The organism is Enterobacter cloacae complex sp. ECNIH7 (genome assembly GCF_002208095.1).
GTDB classification, from domain to species: Bacteria; Pseudomonadota; Gammaproteobacteria; order Enterobacterales; family Enterobacteriaceae; genus Enterobacter; species Enterobacter cloacae_M.
Genome location: NZ_CP017990.1, coordinates 2550005 through 2570067, shown reverse-complemented (window position 1 = coordinate 2570067; position 20063 = coordinate 2550005). Strand labels below are relative to the sequence as shown.

Genomic DNA, 20063 nt, shown 5'->3' with positions numbered 1-20063 from the left:
TTATTGCTGCTACATCCTCTCCTGCTCGCCCCATCTATCTTGCCTACCGCTTGATAGATAAGATTTATTATTAAAATGATAAAATTTCGTTATAATTTCTTTAAATATTTCAACGTCAGACCCTATAAACAACTGTAATAAAAAGAATTTAAGTTAAAGCATCTTTTCGTGCCGCACGCGCGTCACCATCCGGTCGTCATTGCATTCACTTATCGTTCTTTGCAGCGCTTTTAGGGGTTCAGACGTTGTGTGACCGAACAAATCAGGAGTGGGTATGAACAAGAAAAGACGCTCGGTGCCGGGTATCAGACACTATGACGGTCCTGCCGGCGGCTGGGGCGCATTGAAAGCGACGGCCATTGCAGTACGTACCCAAATGGATACCCTTGATGCCCCCGCGACGCTGCTGCGCACCAACCAGCCTGACGGTTTTGACTGCCCGGGCTGCGCGTGGCCGGATAAAGAACACAAGTCGACGTTCCAGTTCTGTGAGAACGGCGCCAAAGCCGTGACCTGGGAAGCCACCAGCAAACGCGTTACCCCCGCGTTTCTGGCTGAGAACAGCGTCTCCTCGCTGCTGGCGAGATCGGACTTTGAACTGGAAGGCTACGGTCGGCTGACGCATCCCCTGCGCTATGACCGGGCAAGCGATACCTTCCGGCCCGTCGACTGGGAAGAGGCGTTTCAACGCATCGGCGAAATATTGCGCGGGCTCGAGCCGGACCAGGTCGAGTTCTATACCTCCGGACGCGCCTCTAACGAAGCGGCGTATCTTTTCCAGCTCTTCGCCCGCGAATACGGCACCAATAACTTCCCCGACTGCTCGAATATGTGTCACGAGGCCACCAGCGTCGGTTTGCCGCGTTCGATTGGCATCGGGAAAGGCACAGTCTCGCTGGACGACTTCGATAAGACCGAGCTGGTGATCTCCATCGGCCACAACCCCGGCACCAACCATCCGCGAATGATGGGGACTCTCCATGAGCTGGCCCGTCGCAACGTGCCGATTATCGTCTTTAACCCGCTGCGCGAGCGCGCCCTCGAACGCTTCGCCGACCCGCAAAGCGTGATTGAAATGGCGACCTACGGCTCAACGGATATCGCCTCGACCTATTTCCAGGTGAAGGCCGGGGGCGATGCCGCCGCGCTGAAAGGCATTGCCAAACACCTGCTGGAAATGGAGGCCGAACGCGGTGACGTGCTCGACCATGCGTTTATTGCCGAACACACCCAGGGCATTGAGGACTTCACCGCCGATATCGCGCAAACCCGCTGGGACGAGATCGAGCGCGAGTCAGGCCTGAGCCAGGCGGCGCTCCAAAAGGTGGCCGACGCCTATGCGAAATCAAATGCCACCATCATTACCTACGGGATGGGCATTACCCAGCACAATAAAGGTACGGCAAACGTCCGCCTGATCGCCGACCTGCTGCTGCTGCGCGGGAATATCGGCAAGCCCGGCGCGGGTATCTGCCCCCTGCGCGGCCACTCTAACGTTCAGGGAAACCGCACCGTCGGGATTAGCGAGAAGCCTACCCCGGTCTTCCTGAACCGTCTGAAGGACGTTTTCGGCTTTGAGCCGCCGTCTCACCACGGACACGATGCGGTGCAGGCCACGCAGGCGATGATCGACGGCCGCGCGAAGGCGCTCATCTGCCTTGGGGGTAATTTTGCCGTCGCGATGCCCGATCACGAGCGGGGTTTTCCGGCGATGGGTAACCTGGATTTGAGCGTGCACGTCGGGACCAAGCTCAACCGTACCCATCTGCTGGTGGGCAAAGAGACCTTTATCTTTCCGTGTCTCGGCCGCACCGAGCTGGATCTCCAGGCCACCGGCCGTCAGTCCATTACCGTCGAAGACTCCATGTCGATGGTGCATGCCTCGTCCGGCAAGCTGAAGCCCGCCTCGCCGTTGCTCCTCTCGGAACCTGCTATCGTCGCCGGCATGGCGAAAGCCACGCTGCCGGAAACCCGCGTGGACTGGCTAACGCTGGTTGAGGATTACGACCGCATCCGCGATCTGATCGAGCAGACCATTCCGGGCTTTGAGAACTACAACGCGCGGATCCGCGTTCCCGGCGGCTTTCGCATGCCGCTGCCGCCAACGCAGCGCATCTGGCCAACGGCGACGGGGAAAGCGATGTTCTCGGTGTTCGACGGCGTTCACGAGAACGCCAGCGGCGAAGGTGAGCACGTTCTGCGCCTGATCACGCTGCGCAGCCACGACCAGTACAACACCACCATTTACGCTCTGGACGACCGCTACCGCGGCGTGTTTGGCCGCCGCGACGTGCTATTTATGAACGAAGACGATATGGCGCAGTCAGGCCTGGAACACGGCGACCGCGTGGATATCGAAACCGCCCTCCCCGGCAGCGTTCAGCGTCTGAAAGACATTACCGTGGTGGCGTATAACATCGCGCCGGGCACCGTCGGCGCCTATTACCCGGAGGCCAACGTGCTGGTGCCGCTTGATTATCTGGATAAGGACAGCGGTACGCCGTCGTATAAATCCGTTCCGGTTCGCATCACCCTGCGCTCGAAAGAGATCCGCATGCTGTAAGGCTGCTCGCGCAGAAAATAAGATGGATATTAAACAGTTAAAATATTTAATCGCGCTCGACGAGACCCGCCACTTTGGTAAAGCGGCCTCGCAGTGCAACGTCACCCAGCCGACCCTCTCCATGCGCATCCGCAGCCTGGAAGAGGAGCTGGGGCTGGTGCTGATCGTGCGCGGGCAGCGCTTTGAAGGGTTTACGCCGGAGGGTGAACGCATCCTCGCGTGGGCCCGTGCCCTGCTGGCCGCGCACGACGGGTTACAGGCGGAAGCCGCGCTGTGTAAAGGCCAGGTGGTGGGCGAATTACGTCTGGGGATGGTGCCGCTGGCGAGCGTGGATCCGATGATCTTTATTCGCCTGCAGACGCGAAAATACCCGGAGCTGAGCTACAGCCTCTATTCCATGTCCTCAGCGCAGATTGCCGACGGCGTCAGCCGCAATCAGCTTGAGCTGGGAATTTGCTACCTCAACAGCATCGACACCAGCCTGTTTGACGTTATCCAGCTGCCAAAAACCAAGATGGGCCTGCTGCACGACGTCCGCCATTTTCAGCTCGGCCAGGCAACGCTGACGTGGCACGACCTGACGGATTTTCCGCTGGGGTTCCTGACCAAAGGGATGCATTACCGGGCGCATATGGAGGCCAGCTTTAAATCTGCAGGCATCGAACCGACGTCCGTTTTCGAGAGCGACTCGACGTTCCAGATCATTCAGGCGGTTCAGAGCGGCGTGTGCTGCGCCGTCATGCCGCTGAACAACGGGCTGGAGGCGCTGAACAGCAACTTCAGGATTGTCCCCATCGCCGACGCGAACATTGAGGCTCCCGTCGGCCTGATTATGCGCAGGCAGAAGCCGGTCTCCTCGCTGGCGCTGCGCTGCTTTACCGACGCGCAGGAGATTTATCACGCGGACAATGAGGCGTAGGCCTCGCGCGTCACCTCGCTAAAACCGTCGATCAACACCGCGTCGCGCACCTCCCGGTATTCCGGCGCATCCACCAGCTCGTGAAGCGCATCGCGAATAGCGTTAAGCGTTTCAGGTGAGGTGTTATGCGAGGTGATCAGCGGCAGTCCGGGCGTCAGCGGTGTGCGGTCAATGACTGCCAGTCCCGCAAGGCGTTCCGGCTCATGGCGCTGCAGCAGTGCCCAGGTCACGCAGTCGATGGCCGCGATATCCCCCGCCCCGCGTTTCACATCAATCAGCGACTGGCGATGGCTGCCGCTGAAGGACGTTTGCGCGAAAAAGAGACCGTCGCTCGCAAGGGGAGCCACTTTTTTTCGCAGCGCATTGTAGCCGGACTGGGAATCCGGGGAATTACAGACCGCCCGACGTCCGCGAAAATCCGCCAGCGTGAGGTGCCGATCTTCCTCGCGCACCGCCAGAAAGCTGCGGTACTGGATCCCTTCGCAGCCCGGTGCCGCGTAGTGAAAACAGCCGACCACCTGCACGTCCGGGAGCTGCGTGACCAGCGGATAACCGCAGGTCTGGCTGAGGATAAGCGCAGGCTGTTGCCAGTGGGTCAGCAGGTCGGACTCCGGCCAGCCGGGATCGCGATCGACGGTCACACCGCGCGCGGCCAGCAGCCCCTTTACCGCCACCCAGAGCGCGCGGGTATTGGCGCGATCCACGGCATACATGGGAAACGCCAGCAGGTTACTCATACCCTTCCCCCTGTTGTTTTGCGGGATGAACGGTGACGTCAACGGGCCTGACCCAGAACTGACGCAGCCATTCACCATAGCCTCTGACGAGAAAACCGTGGTTTCGCTGCTGGTACGCCTCCCGGTTTTGCTGGTAGATGGCCTTCAGCCCGTACCAGGGAACGCCCGGCAGATCGTGATGCACTGAATGGTAGTTGAGATTCAAAAACAGCACCCGCCAGAAAAGCCCGGCCTCGTTAATGACGGAGCGCGCCAGCGGGTCGTCCGCCGCGCGATGTTCGAAAAACGATCGGACCTTGGTCAGCGCCAGCGCCGGATAGCTGACGGCCAGCACAAACCAGACGGGTGAAAGACCGGTACGCGTCATCCAGGCGAAGAGCGCCACCAGCAGCAAAACGTGAACCAGCCACATCGCCATCGCCCTCAGGTGAAGGTGGCGAAATGCCGCCACGGCGCTGCCCAGCGTCTGCAGGATATCCAGTAGCGGGGCCAGTACCAGCCGCCCGGCGAAGGTATTCCGGGCGCGGATCGTACGCTTCTGCCAGGGGGAAAAGCGCGCCCAGCTCTCGTCGGTAAAATAGTATGACTCCGGGTCATCCACCGGATGGGTCAGGCTATGGTGCCGATGATGGGCAAGATGGGAGTCCCGGTACAAGCCATACGGATACCAGACCGCCAGCGGGAGCGTGCCGAACAGCTGGTTAAGCCAGGCAAAACGCGTGGGGTGCCCGTGGATCAGCTCATGCTGCAGGGACATGTACCAGGCGGTAAACCCGATGAGCAGCAGCGTGGCGGGCAGCAGGCCGAGCGTTTGCCAGAACGCCAGCGTGGCAAACCAGCCGGCATAAATCGTGATAATCAACAGCCACGTGGGCAGTTCGCTTCGCCATAAAAAACCCGATGCAAGGTGGCGGATTTGTTCGCGTTGTTGCGGATGTAAATAGAGGGAGCTTCGTTGACTCATTCCTTCAGACGCCGTTTCGCCAGAGATAATTCTCTGACGATCGGGGATAACGCCTGAAATAACAAAGAACTTAAATCGCATTGCTTTGCCAGAAACGTGGAGCACACGCGCTGCTTGACTTATTCTGTGATAAAGGTACTTTTCAGGACATGAAGAAGATCCTGATTATTGTTCCCGACGGCGGCATGCTGTTTGAAGCCGCCGGTATCGCCGACATTCTGATGCAGGCCAACCGGCTGCATCCGGAAGGGCTGGCGCATCCCCGCTACCGGATTATCATCGCCACCACCCAGCCTCACCAGGTGATCCACGGCCAGTCCGGCCTGAATCTGCTGGCGGACTATCGCCTGCCGGAGCTGGATCCGCGTGAACCGCTGGACACCATTATTATCACCGGACGCGGCATGAACGAGCAGGAGAGCACGGCGGTGGTGGACTGGCTGCACCTCGCTGCGCCGCACGCCCGGCGGGTAGCCTCTATCTGCGGCGGCGCGATGCTGCTGGCCCAGACCGGCCTGCTGGACGGTCGCAGGGCGACCACCCACTGGCGGCTGCTGGAGACGATGCAAGCCCAGTATCCGGCTATCCACGTCGAAGGCGGTCCGCTGTATATTCAGGATGGCCCCATCTGGACCTCCGGCGGCGTGAGTTCCGGGTTCGATCTGACCCTGGCGCTGGTGGAAGACGACTACGGATTTACCCTCGCCCGCGACGTGGCGCAGGATATGGTGATGTATCTGCGCCGTCCCGGCGGCCAGCTGCAGTTCAGCCGTTACAGCCTGAAGCAGCCCGGCACATCCGGTCCGATAAGCGAGCTGCAAACCTGGATCCTGCAAAACCTCACCGCCGACCTGTGCGTGGAAAATCTGGCCGAGAAAGCGGCAATGAGCCCGCGTAATTTCACCCGCGTGTTTACCCGCGACGCGGGAGTTTCTCCGGCCCGCTACGTGACCGAAGCGCGTCTGGCCGCGGCCCGCCAGCTGCTTGAGCAGACCCATGACTCCCTTGAGCGCGTTGCCGAGCAAAGCGGGTTTGGTACCAGCATTAACCTGCGCCGCATCTTTGAGAAACAGCTTCACCTCACGCCCGGCGAGTACCGCCAGCGCTTCCACTGCCGCAAGATGGCGTAATCTGATCCTTTTTTGTCGTTTACGCCAACCGGCCCGACGCCTACAGTGGCTCCAGACAACAGAGATAAGGAGTGCACCATGGTTAAGGTCGGTATTAACGGTTTCGGCCGTATCGGACGTAATTTCCTGCGCGCGGCGCTGGGCAACCCGGATCTGCAGATTGTGGCCATTAACGATCTGACGGACAGTAAAACCCTCGCCCATCTGCTGAAGCATGATTCCCTTCTGGGCAAACTGCCCGCGCCCGTTGAAGCGGCTGACGGCGCGCTGCAGGTAGACGGGCAGCGAATCGCCGTATTTAGCGAACGCGATCCGGCGAATATCCCTTGGCGTGACGTCGGCGTTGACGTGGTGATTGAGGCCACCGGCTTCTTTACCGAGCGGGAAAAAGCGGCGGTGCATATCACCCACGGCGGCGCCAAGCGCGTCATCATTTCCGCCCCCGGGAAGAACGACGACCTGACGATTGTGATGGGGGTTAATCACGAGCAGTACGATCCAGCCCGTCACGCGGTGGTGAGTAACGGGAGTTGCACCACGAACGGCCTGGCGCCTGCCGCTCAGGTGCTGCATCAGCAGTTCGGGATTGAGCATGGCCTGATGAACACCACGCATGCCTACACCAATAGCCAGGCGCTGCACGATCAGCCGGAGAAAGATCTGCGCGGCGCGCGCGCGGCGGCGCTGTCGATTGTGCCTTACTCCAGCGGCGCGGCAAAAGCGCTGGGGAAAGTGATCCCATCCCTTGACGGCAAACTGACCGGGTACTCCCTGCGCGTACCGGTGCCGGTGGTGTCGATTGTAGATTTAACGGTAACGCTGAGCCGTAACGTGACCGCCGAAGAGGTGAACGAAGCGTTCCGCAACGCGGCCGCCAGCGGGCCGCTGAAAGGTATTCTGGGCTATAGCGATGAACCGCTGGTCTCCAGCGATTACCAGGGCGACCCACGCTCCTCGATTATCGACGGGCTTTCCACGCTGGTGATTGGCGGGAACATGGTGAAGATCCTGGCGTGGTACGACAACGAGTGGGGCTTCTCTAACCGTCTGGTTGATCTGGCAGTGTGGATGGATAAGAAAGGGCTGTAAGTCTTACCGTGATGCCGGGTGGCGCTTGCGCTCACCCGGCAAATAATTCACTCCGCCTTCACTTTTACTCCCATAAACACAATTACCATCGCCGTTACCAGCAAAAGACCGCTTCCCGCGAATACGCCGCTGGCGCCGTTAAGATCAAACACTGCCCCACCTCCGGCCGCACCGGCGCTTATCGCCAGCTGAATTGAGGCCACCAGCAGCCCGCCTGCACTTTCGGCTTCATCCGGTACGGTGGTAGCAAGCCAGGTTGACCAGCCCACCGGAACCAGACCAAATGCAAAGCCCCACAGCGCGACCAGGAACCCGTCCAGCATCGCCAGATGACCAAACGCCACCATCGTGAGCGCGAGAACGCCCATCGCGAACGGCACCAGCGCCAGCGTCAGGCGCAGATTGCGTGCCAGCAGATGCCCGGCAACGGAGGTGCCGACAAAGTTGGCGAGCCCAAAGCCGAGCAGGATCAGCGAAATGGTCTCAACGCTCGCCTGCCCCACCGTTTCCAGGAACGGGCGCAGGTAGGTAAAGAAGGCGAAATGGCCGCTGAAGATCAGGATGGTCGCCAGCATGCCGCCGATCATCCCCGGATGACGCAGCACGCGGAACAGCGTACTCAGGCTGCCGCTGCTCTCCGGCTTCATGGACGGCAGGACCCAGAGCTGCCACAGCAGCGCCAGCATGCTCGGCAGAATGCAGAGAACAAAGACGTTGCGCCAGCCGATCAGGCTGCCCAGATAGCTGCCGAGCGGCGCCGCGACCACCGTGGCTATCGATACGCTGGAAAATATCACCGCCAGCGCCTTCGGCACTTTATCCGCCGGAACCAGACGCATCGTGGTCGCCGTCGACATCGCCCAGAATCCCCCGATGGCGATCCCCAGCAGCAGGCGGCCCATCAGCAGGACGTGCAGGTTGGGCGCAAAGGCAACCAGCAGGCTGGAGATAATTTGCAGCACCGAGAAAAACATCAGCACCCAGCGGCGGTCGATGCTTTTGGTCGCCGGCGTAATCAGCAGTCCGGTCACCAGCGCCACCAGCGCGGTGGCGGTGACGGCCTGTCCGGCCATTCCCTCACTCACGCCCAGGCTCGCGGCCATCGGCGTTAACAGGCTGGCGGGCAGAAATTCTGCCGTAATCAACCCAAACACCCCCAGCCCCAGTGAATAGACGGCCCGCCAGGCGGGTTTTGCAGGCGCTACCGCCTCGCTCGCCGCGACACATGAATTCATCTGTTTTTCTCCCGTTATAAAAATGTGACAACTGTCGCAAAAGCATAGAAGGTTCACCCTGGACGATCTATGACATATAATCTCCACTTATTGATTATTCGTCCGGAGTTGCGCCATGACCGTACAGTCACCCGATCTGATCAGCGAACTTTTACGCGGCATGCGTCTGTCAGGGGTGAAATACCGGCGGATCCAGGCCAGCGCGCCGTTTGGCGTCGCCTTCCATCAGGCGCCCGGTAGGGCGCAGTTTCATTTCGTGAGCCACGGCAGCGCCCTGCTGCGAATGGAGAGCGGTGCGGCCTTTCAGCTGAGCAGCGGAGACGCCCTCTTTATTCCAGGCGGCAATTCCCATGCCCTGCTCTCCGACGAGCGGGCCACCATTACCCCGGTCAGCGACTTTCCCAGCGAGCCTATCTGCAGCTCGGTGTGTGCCATCACCTGCGAGCCCTGCCCGGAAAGCGAGAACACCATCATCTTTAGCGGGTGCATGGATTTTGAGCTGGGCGGGATGCAGCCGCTGATCAAGGCGATGCCGGAAGTGATGATGGTCAGTCGGCTGATGTCCACCTGGCCGGAGATCCACCCGCTGCTGGCGGCGATGGAGCGGGAATCCGTGGCGCGTCAGGCCGGGTACGCCGGGATCCTTGCGCGTCTGGCCGACGTGGTGGCGGCGTTAATCGTGCGCGGCTGGGTTGAAGGCGGGTGTGGTAAAGCCACCGGCTGGGTGCAGGTTCTGCGTGACCCGCGCCTGAGCCGGGCCATTTACGCCATGCACCAGCAGCCCGGCCTGAACTGGAGCGTGGCGGATCTGGCAAAAGAAGCGGGCACGTCCCGTTCCGTGTTCGCCGAACGGTTCCTGGCCGCGACGGGAACCACCCCGGCAAAATATCTCAGCGAGTTGAGGATGCGACTGGCCATCCAGTACATTCGCCACGAAAATCAGCCGATTGAAACCGTCGCGCTGCGGCTGGGGTACGGCTCTCTGGCGGCGTTTAGCCGGGCATTTAAGCGCATCATTGGACATGCGCCGGGCACGCTGCGGGAAGCCAGCCAGACGCCGGAAGAGGTCTGACGGGCAGGCAATTATTAACGCGAAGCGGGCAATATTCGTCTAAGGTTTTCAGGTGATTGACAACAGCGGTCACGCTGTTTAGTGAAGACAGGAGACGAACTGATGATAAGACCTCGTACACTACGCCCCGCATTCTTGCCCCTTGCGTTAGGAGGCGCGCTGCTCGGCGTCACGACTTTCGGTTATGCCGACGATAGCCCCGCAGCCCAGACAACCTCACCCGATATTTTGCTGGGCCCTCTGTTTAACGATGTGCAAAGCGCCAAACTGTTTCCCGATCAGAAAACCTTCGCGGATGCCGTGCCCAAAAGCGACCCGCTAATGATTCTGGCGGATTACCGGATGCAGCACACGCAGTCCAGCTTTGACTTACGCCACTTTGTCGAGATGAACTTTACGCTCCCTGCGGAAGGGGAAAAATATGTTCCGCCTGCTGGACAAAGTTTACGTGAGCACATCGACGATCTCTGGCCCGTGCTGACGCGCACCACGGATAAAGCCAGCAACAAATGGGATTCCCTGCTGCCGTTACCCAAACCTTACGTTGTGCCCGGTGGACGTTTCCGCGAGGTCTACTACTGGGACAGCTATTTCACCATGCTGGGCCTGGCAGAGAGCGATCACTGGGACAAAATCAGCGACATGGTGGATAACTTTGCGTATGAGATTGATACCTTCGGCCACATTCCCAACGGCAACCGCAGCTATTACCTGAGCCGCTCCCAGCCGCCGTTTTTCTCAATGATGGTTGAACTGCTGGCGACCCACGACAGCGATGCGCTGAAGAAGTACCGCCCGCAGATGGAGAAAGAGTATGCCTACTGGATGGACGGCGTCGACGCCCTTCAGCCGGGGCAGGCTAACAAACGCGTGGTGAAACTGGACGACGGCGCTATCCTCAACCGCTACTGGGACGACCGCGACACCCCGCGCCCGGAGTCCTGGCTTGACGACGTGAATACCGCCAAAAGTAACCCTAACCGGCCTGCGACCGAGATCTACCGTGATTTGCGTTCCGCTGCGGCCTCGGGCTGGGACTTTAGCTCCCGCTGGATGGACGATCCGCAAAAGCTCGGCACCATCCGAACCACCAGCATTGTCCCCGTGGACCTGAACGCCCTGATGTTCAAGATGGAAAAACTGCTGGCGCGGGCAAGCCAGGAGAGTGGCGACGCCGCCAGCGCAAGCAAATACGAGGCGCAGGCGACGGCGCGTCAGAAAGCCATCGAGAGCCACCTGTGGAATGATAAAGAGGGCTGGTACGCGGATTACGATCTGAAAAGCAAGAAGGTACGCAATCAGCTCACGGCAGCAGCCCTGTTCCCGCTTTACGTGAAGGCGGCGGCGCAGGATCGGGCCGATAAAGTCGCCGCGGCAACTTCATCGCGCCTGTTGAAGCCGGGCGGTATTGCGACCACCACCGTCAATAGCGGCCAGCAGTGGGATGCGCCAAACGGCTGGGCCCCGCTGCAGTGGGTGGCCGCGGAAGGGCTGCAGAATTACGGACAGGAGAAGGTCTCAATGGACGTGACCTGGCGCTTCCTGAAGAACGTTCAGCATACTTACGACCGCGAAAAGAAACTGGTCGAGAAGTATGACGTGTCGACAACCGGTACGGGCGGCGGCGGCGGTGAGTATCCGCTGCAGGACGGCTTCGGCTGGAGCAACGGCGTGACGCTGAAAATGCTGGATCGGGTCTGTCCGAAAGCAAAACCGTGCGACAGCGTGCCGGAGAATCAGCCTGCGGCGAATGATGAGGCTGCGCCGGTGAAAGCTGCTGCACAGTGAGGGTATTGCCGGGTGTCGGCTACGCCTTACCCGGCCTGCGCGTGCTGGCTCTCTCCCTCCGGGAGAAGGTTAGCCAGTAAGTTTTGAGCAGAAGCAATAACGTTGTTTCAGAACGCCTGAACGCTTTCAGCGATGCCATGGTCCGGCTGTAAATCGCTGAGGCATTTCCTTCCGGCCGGGGCGAGGCGCATGGATGCGCCGAGAGGGCGGGCTTTACAGGGATGTTACCTCCGCCCGTCCCCGATAAGCCGGAAGGAATACGCCGAGGGCACCGCGAAGCGGCGATTTACCGCCGGGAGCCCGGGTTGCCAGGGTGGCGGCGACTGAGCCACCCTGGCACGTTCACCGGTCACATCGTTACAGAGTAGCAAGGAACATAAAGTGAACGGAATGACCACCACAGCCGTATGTTCCCCCTCACCCCAGCCCTCTCCCTCAAGGGAGAGGGGGCAGTCCGATTGCGCATTTTTGACGGGGTTTCCCTGGTTCCTTAGAAACTATAACTCGCCCCTAACTGATACGTCCTGTCACGTCCAATCCAGCAGTTGGTCGCGTCGTAGCAGGTCAGCGTCTCTTTGTTGGTGATATTCTGCGCGCTGGCTTTGAGCGTTAACCCTGCCAGCGAGGGCAGGATTTCGCCCATCCGGTACGAGGCCGCCAGATCGTACTGCGTAGTGCCGCCCAGTTTTCCCGCATCGTTTGCCGGAGAGATTTCCATCGGCCCGGTGTAGCGTGCGCCCGCTCCCAGCATCAGTCCTTTCAGCGGCGTATTTTCAAAGGTGTAATCCCCCCAGAGGTTGAAGGCATTCTCCGGGACCTGCGTTGGACGTTTACCTTTGTACTTGTCATCTTCCCGGTTTATCGCGTGGGTGTACGCATAGTTGGCAATCAGCGTCAGGTTGTCCGTCGGACGGCTGATGGCGGACAGCTCTGCCCCTTTGGATTCCACTTCCCCGGTCTGACGATAGTTCAGGAAGCCCGGATCGGAGGTGACGACATTTTTCTGCCGGATGTTAAACACCGAGGCGGTAAAGGTGGTGGCGTAGTCGGCCAGCAGATATTTCACCCCGCCCTCCACCTGCTTGCTGGTGGTCGGTTTGACGTCTTTCGCCACGAGCGTGCCCTGCGGTGATACCGGCGCAAAACCTTCTGAATAGCTGATAAACGGCGACAGACCGTTATCGAAGGCGTAAAGCGCGCCCAGGCGTTTGGTGACGCGATCCTGCGACACCCAGGCTTTATCACCGTTTTGCAGGTAGTTGGTGGTGACGGAGCGGTAATCGTCGTAGCGCAGGCTGCCCAGCAGGTTGAGGCCGCCAAATTCAACCTGATCCTGCAGGTAGTAACCGTTTTGCTGGTAGCTGAGACGGTTTTTCTGGGCGGTATAGAGCCCCAGCGCGCTTTCCTGGATCTGCGAATAGTCAGGATACCGCATATCGATACCCGGCGTGGCCGACGCGTAGCGATAGTGGAAATGGGAGTTCAGCTTCTGATAGTCAAACCCGGCCAGCAGATGGTGTTTCCACTCGCCCAGCGCAACGGTTTTGGTCACCTGGTTGTCGATGTTGAAGCTCTTAAGGTCTTCATCGGTGGTGTAGGCAAAGCGGTTGAGCTGATACACCTCGCTTCCCGTCCCTGTCGCGTAGACGCTGCGCTGGTGGGTATCGACGTCGAAATAGCGCGCCTTCTGGTTAAAGCCCCAGCCGCTGTCAAACTCATGTTCAAAGCTGTAGCCCAGCATCCACTGACGCTGCTTAAACCCGCTCCACTCATCTCCGGCGTAATCGCGCTTGCCCGCATATTTCGAGCGCAGGTAGGCGAGCGGCAGCGGGTTAGACGGCGTCAGGCTCGGGGTGTTTTGCGCCAGCGCGTCCAGGGTGAGTCGGGTTTTGCTGTCCGGCTGCCAGGTGACGGACGGAGCAACCAGGTAGTTTTCATACCGGGTGGTGTGCGGCTGATCGTCGTTTTCCGTGGCTTTGCCCAGCAGACGGTAGTTCCAGTCGCTGTCGGCAATCTGCCCGGTTGAATCGAGATAGCCCTCTTTCAGATTACGGTTTCCGGTATTAACGCCGATCTCCGTCCGCGCTTCCCGCTGCGGTTTTTTACTTTGAATATTCACCAGCCCACCCGGCGAACCGCCGCCGTAAAGGACCGATGAGGGGCCTTTCAGGATATCAACGCTGTCGATCAGCAGCGGATCGATGCGCGCTTTGGTATTGCCGGTGACGTTATAGGGCAGCTGCAGCCCGTTGTAGAACTCCTGGTCAACGGTAAAGCCACGAATTTTATATTCGCTCATGTAGGAGGTATTTCCCCGCACCTCGGTTGAGACGCCCGGGGCATAGCGCAGGATTTCATTCACCGAATTCGCGTGACGCTTTTCAATTTCCGGCGCAGAGAGGGTCGTGATGACCTGCGGCGTTTTACTTTCGGCAACGGCCGATTTCGTGGCGCTGTTCGTCCAGGCCGGCAGCGCGCTGCCCTGCTCTGAACCTGTGACGACGATGGTGGATTCTTCGGCGAACGCCGGGACCTGCAATGCCAGCGTGACGGCCCCTGCCAGGGCGCAAAGCGTAAAACGTGAGGTATTCATAATGTCGTCTTGTTGTTAGATGCAATACGGAACGACAATTATTATCATTTAGATTAACAAATCAATACTCCGGCAAAAAAACGGCCCTCCGCAGAGAGCCGTTCATGTCAATTTATGCTCGTCGCAGTAACCTGAATATGCCCAGCACCACAATGGCACCCACGACAGCGACCAGAAAACTGTGCAGGTCGAAACCACTTATGTTGCCTCCAAAGCCAAACATCGTCGCCAGCCAGCCGCCCACAACCGCACCAACGACCCCGAGTACACAGGTCAAAATAAAGCCGCCGCCATCGTTTCCCGGCATGATCAGTTTAGCGATAGCGCCAGCAATAAGACCAAAGATAATCCAGGCGATGATACCCATAGCGATGCCCTCTTGCAGGTTTAACGCGTGCGCAGAAAACCTTCTGCACAGCTAACTTAAGTATAGGTCATCGCCGGAAAACCATTTTCATCTCACCGACTTATCTTTGCTTAAACAGGCAAAAAAAACTCACCGGTTTGTATTAAGTTTCATTGCAGATTGCCGATAACGCTAAGACAGTCCGTCATCTATCAAGGAGCCATCCGGCGTGAGTCATTACAGTGAGCAGTTCCTCAAGCAAAATCCGCTGGCTGTATTAGGGGTATTACGCGACCTGCAAAAAGGTGAAGTGCCGCTGCGCATCAGCTGGTCGAATAATCAGTTCATCAGCAAGATCCTTGACGCCTCGCAGGATCGGCTGGTGATTGATTTAGGCAGTCAGGAGTATGAAAACCGCGCGGCGCTAAAAGCGGAGAATATCGCGGTGATGGCCGAAACGCAGGGCGCCAAAGTAGAATTTGTCCTGTCGCGGCTGGAACTGAGCGAATATCAGGGACTGCCGGCTTTTGTTACCCCGCTTCCGACCAATCTCTGGTTTGTTCAGCGTCGTGAATATTTCCGCATCAGCGCCCCGCTTCACCCCGCCTATTTTTGTAAGGCCAAAATGCCGGACAAAAAAGAGATCCGCTTCCGCCTCTTCGATCTGTCGCTCGGCGGCATGGGCGCGCTGATGGATACGCCGAAACCGGACGGGCTGGTAGAGGGCATGCGGTTTACGCAAATTGAACTGGATATGGGGGGCTGGGGTCGCTTTTATTTCGATGCGCAGCTGATTGCCATCAGCGACCGCACCGTCGTGGACAGCAAAAATGAAACTATCACCACGCCGCGTCTGAGCTTCCGTTTCCTCAACGTCGGGCCCGGCGCAGAGCGTGAGCTTCAGCGTATTATCTATTCCCTGGAGCGGGAGGCGCGGGAACGCGCAAATAAAGTTCTGTGAAGAAATCGGGCAGCGTGACCGCCGCCCGTCTGCGGCATTACATGGCATCCATCGCTTTCTGTACTTTCCAGATATAACGAGGCGCCTGTGGTGCCGGGTGATTTTTCGCCACATGCTCAAAGAATTCGTCTTTGTCCATGTCGTTAATCTCTTCTATCGCCTCTTTGCGGTCAGAGGAGAAGGTTCTGAGCAACGCGCCGGCACCGTTAACGTAAGACACCACCAGCGCGTACTGCATCACCTCCGGATCCTTAATCCCCTTCAGCACGCCATGCTCCATAATGCTCAGATAGGCCGTGCCCATTGAAATGTTGCGTTCCGGGTTTTTCAGCTCGCTGGTCGACGGCTGGCCGCTCCAGCCCATGTAGCGATAAACCTCTCTCCCCGCCGTTGACGCTTTAAGCTGCATCAGCCCCACCGCGTTGGATTTGCTGACAAGCGTGGGATTACCGCCGGACTCCACCGCAATGATCGCCGTGATGAGACGCGGGCTTACGCCCCAGGCCTTCCCGGCTTGCTCACTGATCGGCATCCACTGCATGGCCCGTTTCACCGGCACTTCCGGGTTCCAGGGCGGGTTTTGATAATCATGTTTTGAACTACAGCCAGCGAGCAACACAATCAAAAAAGCAAACCATCTCAATTTCACGTCATCTATCCTTATAGCCGGTCATCGCGGTGCGCCGCCTCTTGAAGCAGGCAGCGTATAAGCGGCATGATATAGACAATTAGTTTCTCATTCAGCAAGGAATTGCCATGTCTCAGTTTCATCTTATCGCGCCGTCGGGCTACTGCATTAACCAGGACGCGGCGCAGCGGGGCGTTCAGCGTTTGCTGGAATCTGGCCATCAGGTAGAAAATCAGACGATTATCCTCCGCCGCCAGCAGCGTTTTGCCGGTACCGAAGCGCAGAGGCTGAATGATATCAATAGTCTGGTGAACCTGACGGGCGAAAACCGGATTGTGCTTGCGGTGCGCGGCGGATACGGTGCGAGCCGGCTGCTGGAGAGCATTGACTGGCAGGGGCTGGCGCTGCGCCAGCAGCAGGATCCGCTGCTGATCTGCGGCCACAGCGATTTCACCGTCATCCAGCTCGGGCTGCTGGCTCTGCATAACGTCATCACGTTTAGCGGCCCGATGCTGGCCGGTAACTTCGGCGCACCGGAGCTGGACGCGTTCACCGTGGAACATTTCTGGCGCGCGCTGCGTAACCCTACCTACAGCGTGGAGTGGCAAGGCAATGGACCGCACTGGGAGTGTGAAGGCCAGCTCTGGGGGGGTAACCTGGCGATGCTGGTCTCGCTCATCGGCACGCCGTGGATGCCGCAAATCGAGGACGGCATTCTGGTGCTGGAAGATATCAACGAACATCCGTTCCGCGTCGAGCGCATGCTATTGCAGCTTTATCATGCCGGTATTCTTGAACGCCAGTCCGCGGTTGTGCTGGGCAGCTTCAGCGGCTCTGCCCCGAATGACTATGACGCGGGTTACTCCCTTGAGACCATGGTCGACTTCGTTCGCTCGCGGCTGGATATTCCGGTCATCACCGGTCTCGATTTCGGCCACGAGCAGCAAACCGTGACCCTGGCGCTGGGGGCGCACGCCACCCTGATCCACAATGATTCCGGCAGTCGGCTGACCATCAGCGGTCATCCTGTCATAAAGGCATAAAAAAGCCGTTATACCCCCTTAATAAAACGCTGTTGCCGTTGTTAATATGTTAGGATTTTAGTAACAGCGTTAACATTGAGGTGGGAGTAAGAGAACATTGGATGCCGCAGCGATAATCAGCCTTTTCATTTTGGGTTCCGTCCTTGTAACCAGCAGTATTTTATTAAGTTCATTTTCATCGCGTCTCGGCATACCTATTCTTGTCATTTTCCTCGCCATCGGCATGCTGGCCGGCATTGATGGCATTGGCGGTATCCCTTTCGATAACTACCCCTTCGCCTACATGGTGAGTAACCTCGCGCTGGCGGTGATCCTGCTGGACGGCGGGATGCGCACCCAGGCAAGCTCCTTCCGCGTGGCCTTAGGGCCTGCGCTGTCGCTCGCCACGGTCGGCGTGTTGATTACCTCCGGCCTCACCGGAATGATGGCCGCGTGGCTTTTCCATCTCAATATCATGGAAGGTTTGCTGATTGGCGCCATCGTGGGCTCAACCGATGCGGCAGCGGTGTTTTCCCTGCTCGGCGGAAAAGGGCTTAACGAACGCGTTGGCTCCACGCTTGAGATTGAATCCGGCAGTAACGATCCGATGGCGGTATTTCTCACCATTACGCTTATCGAGATGATTCAGCAGCATGAAAGCGGGCTGAGCTGGATGTTTGCGTTACATATCCTGCAGCAGTTCGGTCTGGGGATCGTCATCGGCCTGGCGGGGGGATACCTCTTACAGCAGACGATCAACCGCATCTCGCTGCCCGCGGGGCTTTACCCCCTGCTGGCGCTGAGCGGCGGCATTCTCATTTTTGCCGTCACCACCGCAGTGGACGGCAGCGGTATTCTCGCGGTCTATCTCTGCGGGTTCCTGATGGGCAACCGCCCTATTCGCAACCGGCATGCCATTTTGCAGAACTTCGACGGTCTGGCGTGGCTGGCGCAAATCGGCATGTTTCTGGTGCTGGGCCTGCTGGTTACGCCATCGGACCTGCTGCCGATCGCCGTTCCGGCGCTGCTGCTGTCCGCGTGGATGATCTTCTTCGCCCGTCCGCTGTCGGTATTTGCAGGCCTGCTGCCGTTTCGCGGCTTCAACCTGCGCGAGCGGGTGTTTATCAGCTGGGTGGGCCTGCGCGGCGCGGTGCCGATTATCCTTGCGGTGTTCCCGATGATGGCCGGTCTGGATAACGCGCGGCTGTTCTTTAACGTGGCGTTCTTCGTGGTGCTGATTTCCCTGCTGTTCCAGGGAACCTCGCTCGGGTGGGCGGCGAAAAAAGCCAAAGTGGTGGTCCCGCCCGTGGGCTGGCCGGTCTCCCGCGTGGGGCTCGATATTCATCCGGAGAACCCGTGGGAACAGTTTGTCTATCAGCTGAGCGCCGACAAATGGTGCGTGGGAGCCTCGCTGCGCGATTTGCACATGCCGACCGAAACGCGCATTGCCGCCCTGTTCCGCGATAATGTCCTGCTGCACCCTACCGGCAGCACCCGCCTGCGCGAGGGGGATATTCTTTGCGTGATTGGTCGCGAGCGTGACCTGCCGGCGCTGGGCAAGCTGTTCAGCCAGTCGCCTCCGGTGGCGCTGGACCAGCGCTTCTTCGGCGATTTTATTCTGGAAGCCAGCGCCAAATTTGCGGATGTCGCGCTGATTTACGGCCTGGATGAAGGTGCTGAAGACGGTGATAACCCGCAAACGCTGGGCGAAATCATCCAGCAGCGGCTTGGCGCTGCCCCGGTCGTGGGGGATCAGGTAGAGTTTGCCGGGATGATCTGGACCGTTGCCGAAAAAGAAGATAACGCGGTGCGGAAAGTCGGTTTGAGGCCGATGGAAGAGGAAGCGGAGTAGTTTTTTTGCCGGGTGGCGGCTTCGCCTTACCCGGCTTACAAAACCCTCGAACGTAGGCCGGGTAAGGGTTAGCGCCACCCGGCTAACATAAGTTACACCGTCACAACCGGCACTCTTGGTGCCAGCGCGCACATCAATTCATACCCCACCGTGCCCGCCGCGGCAGCAACGTCGTCAATCTTAACTTCGTTACCCCACAGCTCGACGGGTGAGCCAATGCCCGCCTGCGGGCATGGCGTCAGGTCAACGGCCAGCATATCCATAGATACGGTGCCCACCGTTCCCGTGCGGACCCCATCGACCCAGACCGGCGTGCCGGTCGGCGCGATGCGCGGGTAGCCGTCGGCATAACCGCCCGCCACGATGCCAATCCGCTGCTCGCCCTTTGCCCGGTAGCGGCTGCCGTAGCCCACCGTGTCCCCGGCCTTCAGCGTCTGCACGCCAATGATTTCACTGCGCAGGGTCATGACCGGCTTAAGGCCGCTGTTGGCGATATCCTGCCACTGACCAGAGGGAGACGCACCGTACAGAACGATCCCCGGACGCACCCAGTTATAGTGCGCCTCGGGATGCCACAGCGTGGCCGCCGAGTTCGACAGCGAGCGCGGGCAATCCAGCCCTTCTGCCGCCTGCTCAATGCGGACCATGGCATCGGCAATACCGTCGGGTTTTTCCGCGTCGGCAAAATGCGCCATCAGCGTCATTTCGCCCACGTTTTTCATGGCGCGCAGCTGCTGCCAGACCGTATGCACCCGCTCAGGCTGAAAGCCCAGGCGGTTCATGCCGCTGTTCACCTTGAGGTAGATATCCAGCGGAGCATGGAGCTTCGCATCCTGGATCGCCTTAATCTGCCAGTTGCTGTGAACGCTGGTGGTCAGACGGTACTTGTCCAGCAGCGGCAGATCGTCCGCGTGGAAGAAGCCTTCCAGCAGTAGAATCGGCCCTTTCCAGCCGCGCTCGCGCAGCAGAATGGCCTCTTCCAGATTCAGAAGCGCAAAGCCGTCGGTTGCGCTCAGCGCGCTCCAGATACGGTCGATACCATGGCCGTAGGCATTCGCTTTCACCACCGACCAGACGCGCGAACCCGGTGCCGCCCGACGAACAATTTGCAGATTATCCTTCAGGGCCTGCAGGTTCAGCTGGGCCAGAACAGGACGGGACATG

General features: G+C 59.1%; 16 protein-coding genes and 1 pseudogene. 9 read left to right on the top strand and 8 right to left on the bottom strand.

The genetic code is table 11. From position 1 onward, the window contains the following. Positions 1-274: 274 nt before the first annotated feature. Both WM95_RS12730 and WM95_RS12725 read left to right on the top strand, forming a co-directional pair. A complete protein-coding gene (locus WM95_RS12730; RefSeq protein WP_063409829.1) occupies positions 275-2563 on the top strand; it encodes an FdhF/YdeP family oxidoreductase in 2289 nt (762 codons plus the stop codon). Between the two features lie 22 nt (positions 2564-2585). Next, positions 2586-3482, top strand: coding sequence for a LysR family transcriptional regulator (locus WM95_RS12725; protein ID WP_063409830.1), 897 nt, complete (start codon positions 2586-2588; stop codon positions 3480-3482). Here the strand turns inward: WM95_RS12725 and WM95_RS12720 are convergent. Together WM95_RS12720 and WM95_RS12715 are read right to left on the bottom strand one after the other, a co-directional pair. Next, a complete protein-coding gene (locus WM95_RS12720; RefSeq protein WP_088544793.1) occupies positions 3461-4219 on the bottom strand; it encodes a phosphate/phosphite/phosphonate ABC transporter substrate-binding protein in 759 nt (252 codons plus the stop codon). The genes WM95_RS12725 and WM95_RS12720 overlap by 22 nt on opposite strands. Continuing rightward, entirely contained in the window at positions 4212-5183 is a 972-nt protein-coding gene (locus WM95_RS12715) for a fatty acid desaturase (protein ID WP_063408607.1), read from the bottom strand. Before WM95_RS12715 ends, WM95_RS12720 begins: the two co-directional genes overlap by 8 nt. A 149-nt stretch (positions 5184-5332) precedes the next feature. Here WM95_RS12715 and WM95_RS12710 point away from each other — a divergent pair, with 149 nt between their 5' ends. Together WM95_RS12710 and gap are read left to right on the top strand one after the other, a co-directional pair. Next, positions 5333-6313 (top strand): GlxA family transcriptional regulator, encoded by a 981-nt coding sequence (locus WM95_RS12710; protein WP_063408586.1) that lies wholly within the window; start codon positions 5333-5335, stop codon positions 6311-6313. 78 nt (positions 6314-6391) lie between these two features. Next, positions 6392-7402: a type I glyceraldehyde-3-phosphate dehydrogenase gene (gene gap / locus WM95_RS12705; protein WP_063408587.1), complete on the top strand. Its 1011-nt coding sequence runs from the start codon at positions 6392-6394 to the stop codon at positions 7400-7402. A gap of 47 nt (positions 7403-7449) precedes the next feature. On the opposite strand, the gene WM95_RS12700 is transcribed toward gap, so the two are convergent. Next, positions 7450-8637, bottom strand: a complete 1188-nt coding sequence (locus WM95_RS12700; RefSeq protein WP_063408588.1) for an MFS transporter — start codon at positions 8635-8637, stop codon at positions 7450-7452. 115 nt (positions 8638-8752) lie between these two features. On the opposite strand from WM95_RS12700, the gene WM95_RS12695 reads away from it, so the two are divergent. Together WM95_RS12695 and WM95_RS12690 are read left to right on the top strand one after the other, a co-directional pair. Next, entirely contained in the window at positions 8753-9709 is a 957-nt protein-coding gene (locus tag WM95_RS12695) for an AraC family transcriptional regulator (RefSeq protein WP_063408589.1), read from the top strand. A 102-nt stretch (positions 9710-9811) separates the two neighbouring features. Continuing rightward, positions 9812-11497 carry an alpha,alpha-trehalase gene (locus WM95_RS12690; protein WP_088544792.1) on the top strand — a complete coding sequence of 562 codons (1686 nt, stop codon included), beginning with the start codon at positions 9812-9814 and terminating at the stop codon, positions 11495-11497. A 490-nt stretch (positions 11498-11987) separates the two neighbouring features. On the opposite strand, the gene WM95_RS12685 is transcribed toward WM95_RS12690, so the two are convergent. Next, positions 11988-14090 (bottom strand): TonB-dependent siderophore receptor, encoded by a 2103-nt coding sequence (locus WM95_RS12685; protein WP_088544791.1) that lies wholly within the window; start codon positions 14088-14090, stop codon positions 11988-11990. A gap of 112 nt (positions 14091-14202) precedes the next feature. Then, positions 14203-14457: a GlsB/YeaQ/YmgE family stress response membrane protein gene (locus tag WM95_RS12680; protein ID WP_008502662.1), complete on the bottom strand. Its 255-nt coding sequence runs from the start codon at positions 14455-14457 to the stop codon at positions 14203-14205. 208 nt (positions 14458-14665) lie between these two features. Between WM95_RS12680 and ycgR the strand changes: the two genes are divergently transcribed. After that, entirely contained in the window at positions 14666-15397 is a 732-nt protein-coding gene (gene ycgR / locus WM95_RS12675) for a flagellar brake protein YcgR (protein WP_023312174.1), read from the top strand. A 37-nt stretch (positions 15398-15434) separates the two neighbouring features. On the opposite strand, the gene emtA is transcribed toward ycgR, so the two are convergent. Further along, a complete protein-coding gene (gene emtA / locus WM95_RS12670) occupies positions 15435-16046 on the bottom strand; it encodes a membrane-bound lytic murein transglycosylase EmtA (protein WP_023312175.1) in 612 nt (203 codons plus the stop codon). Between the two features lie 107 nt (positions 16047-16153). Between emtA and ldcA the strand changes: the two genes are divergently transcribed. Next, positions 16154-17068 (top strand): muramoyltetrapeptide carboxypeptidase, encoded by a 915-nt coding sequence (ldcA, locus tag WM95_RS12665; protein ID WP_063408591.1) that lies wholly within the window; start codon positions 16154-16156, stop codon positions 17066-17068. Positions 17069-17165: 97 nt separating this feature from the next. Next, a complete protein-coding gene (locus WM95_RS12660) occupies positions 17166-18899 on the top strand; it encodes a potassium/proton antiporter (protein WP_023312177.1) in 1734 nt (577 codons plus the stop codon). Here WM95_RS12660 and WM95_RS27860 read toward each other — a convergent pair. Both WM95_RS27860 and dadX read right to left on the bottom strand, forming a co-directional pair. Continuing rightward, a pseudogene (locus WM95_RS27860) lies at positions 18834-18977 on the bottom strand (hypothetical protein); the annotation flags it as partial. The gene WM95_RS12660 and the pseudogene WM95_RS27860 sit on opposite strands and share 66 nt — an antisense overlap. 14 nt (positions 18978-18991) lie before the next feature. Beyond that, entirely contained in the window at positions 18992-20062 is a 1071-nt protein-coding gene (dadX, locus tag WM95_RS12655) for a catabolic alanine racemase DadX (RefSeq protein ID WP_045356004.1), read from the bottom strand. Position 20063: the final 1 nt, after the last annotated feature.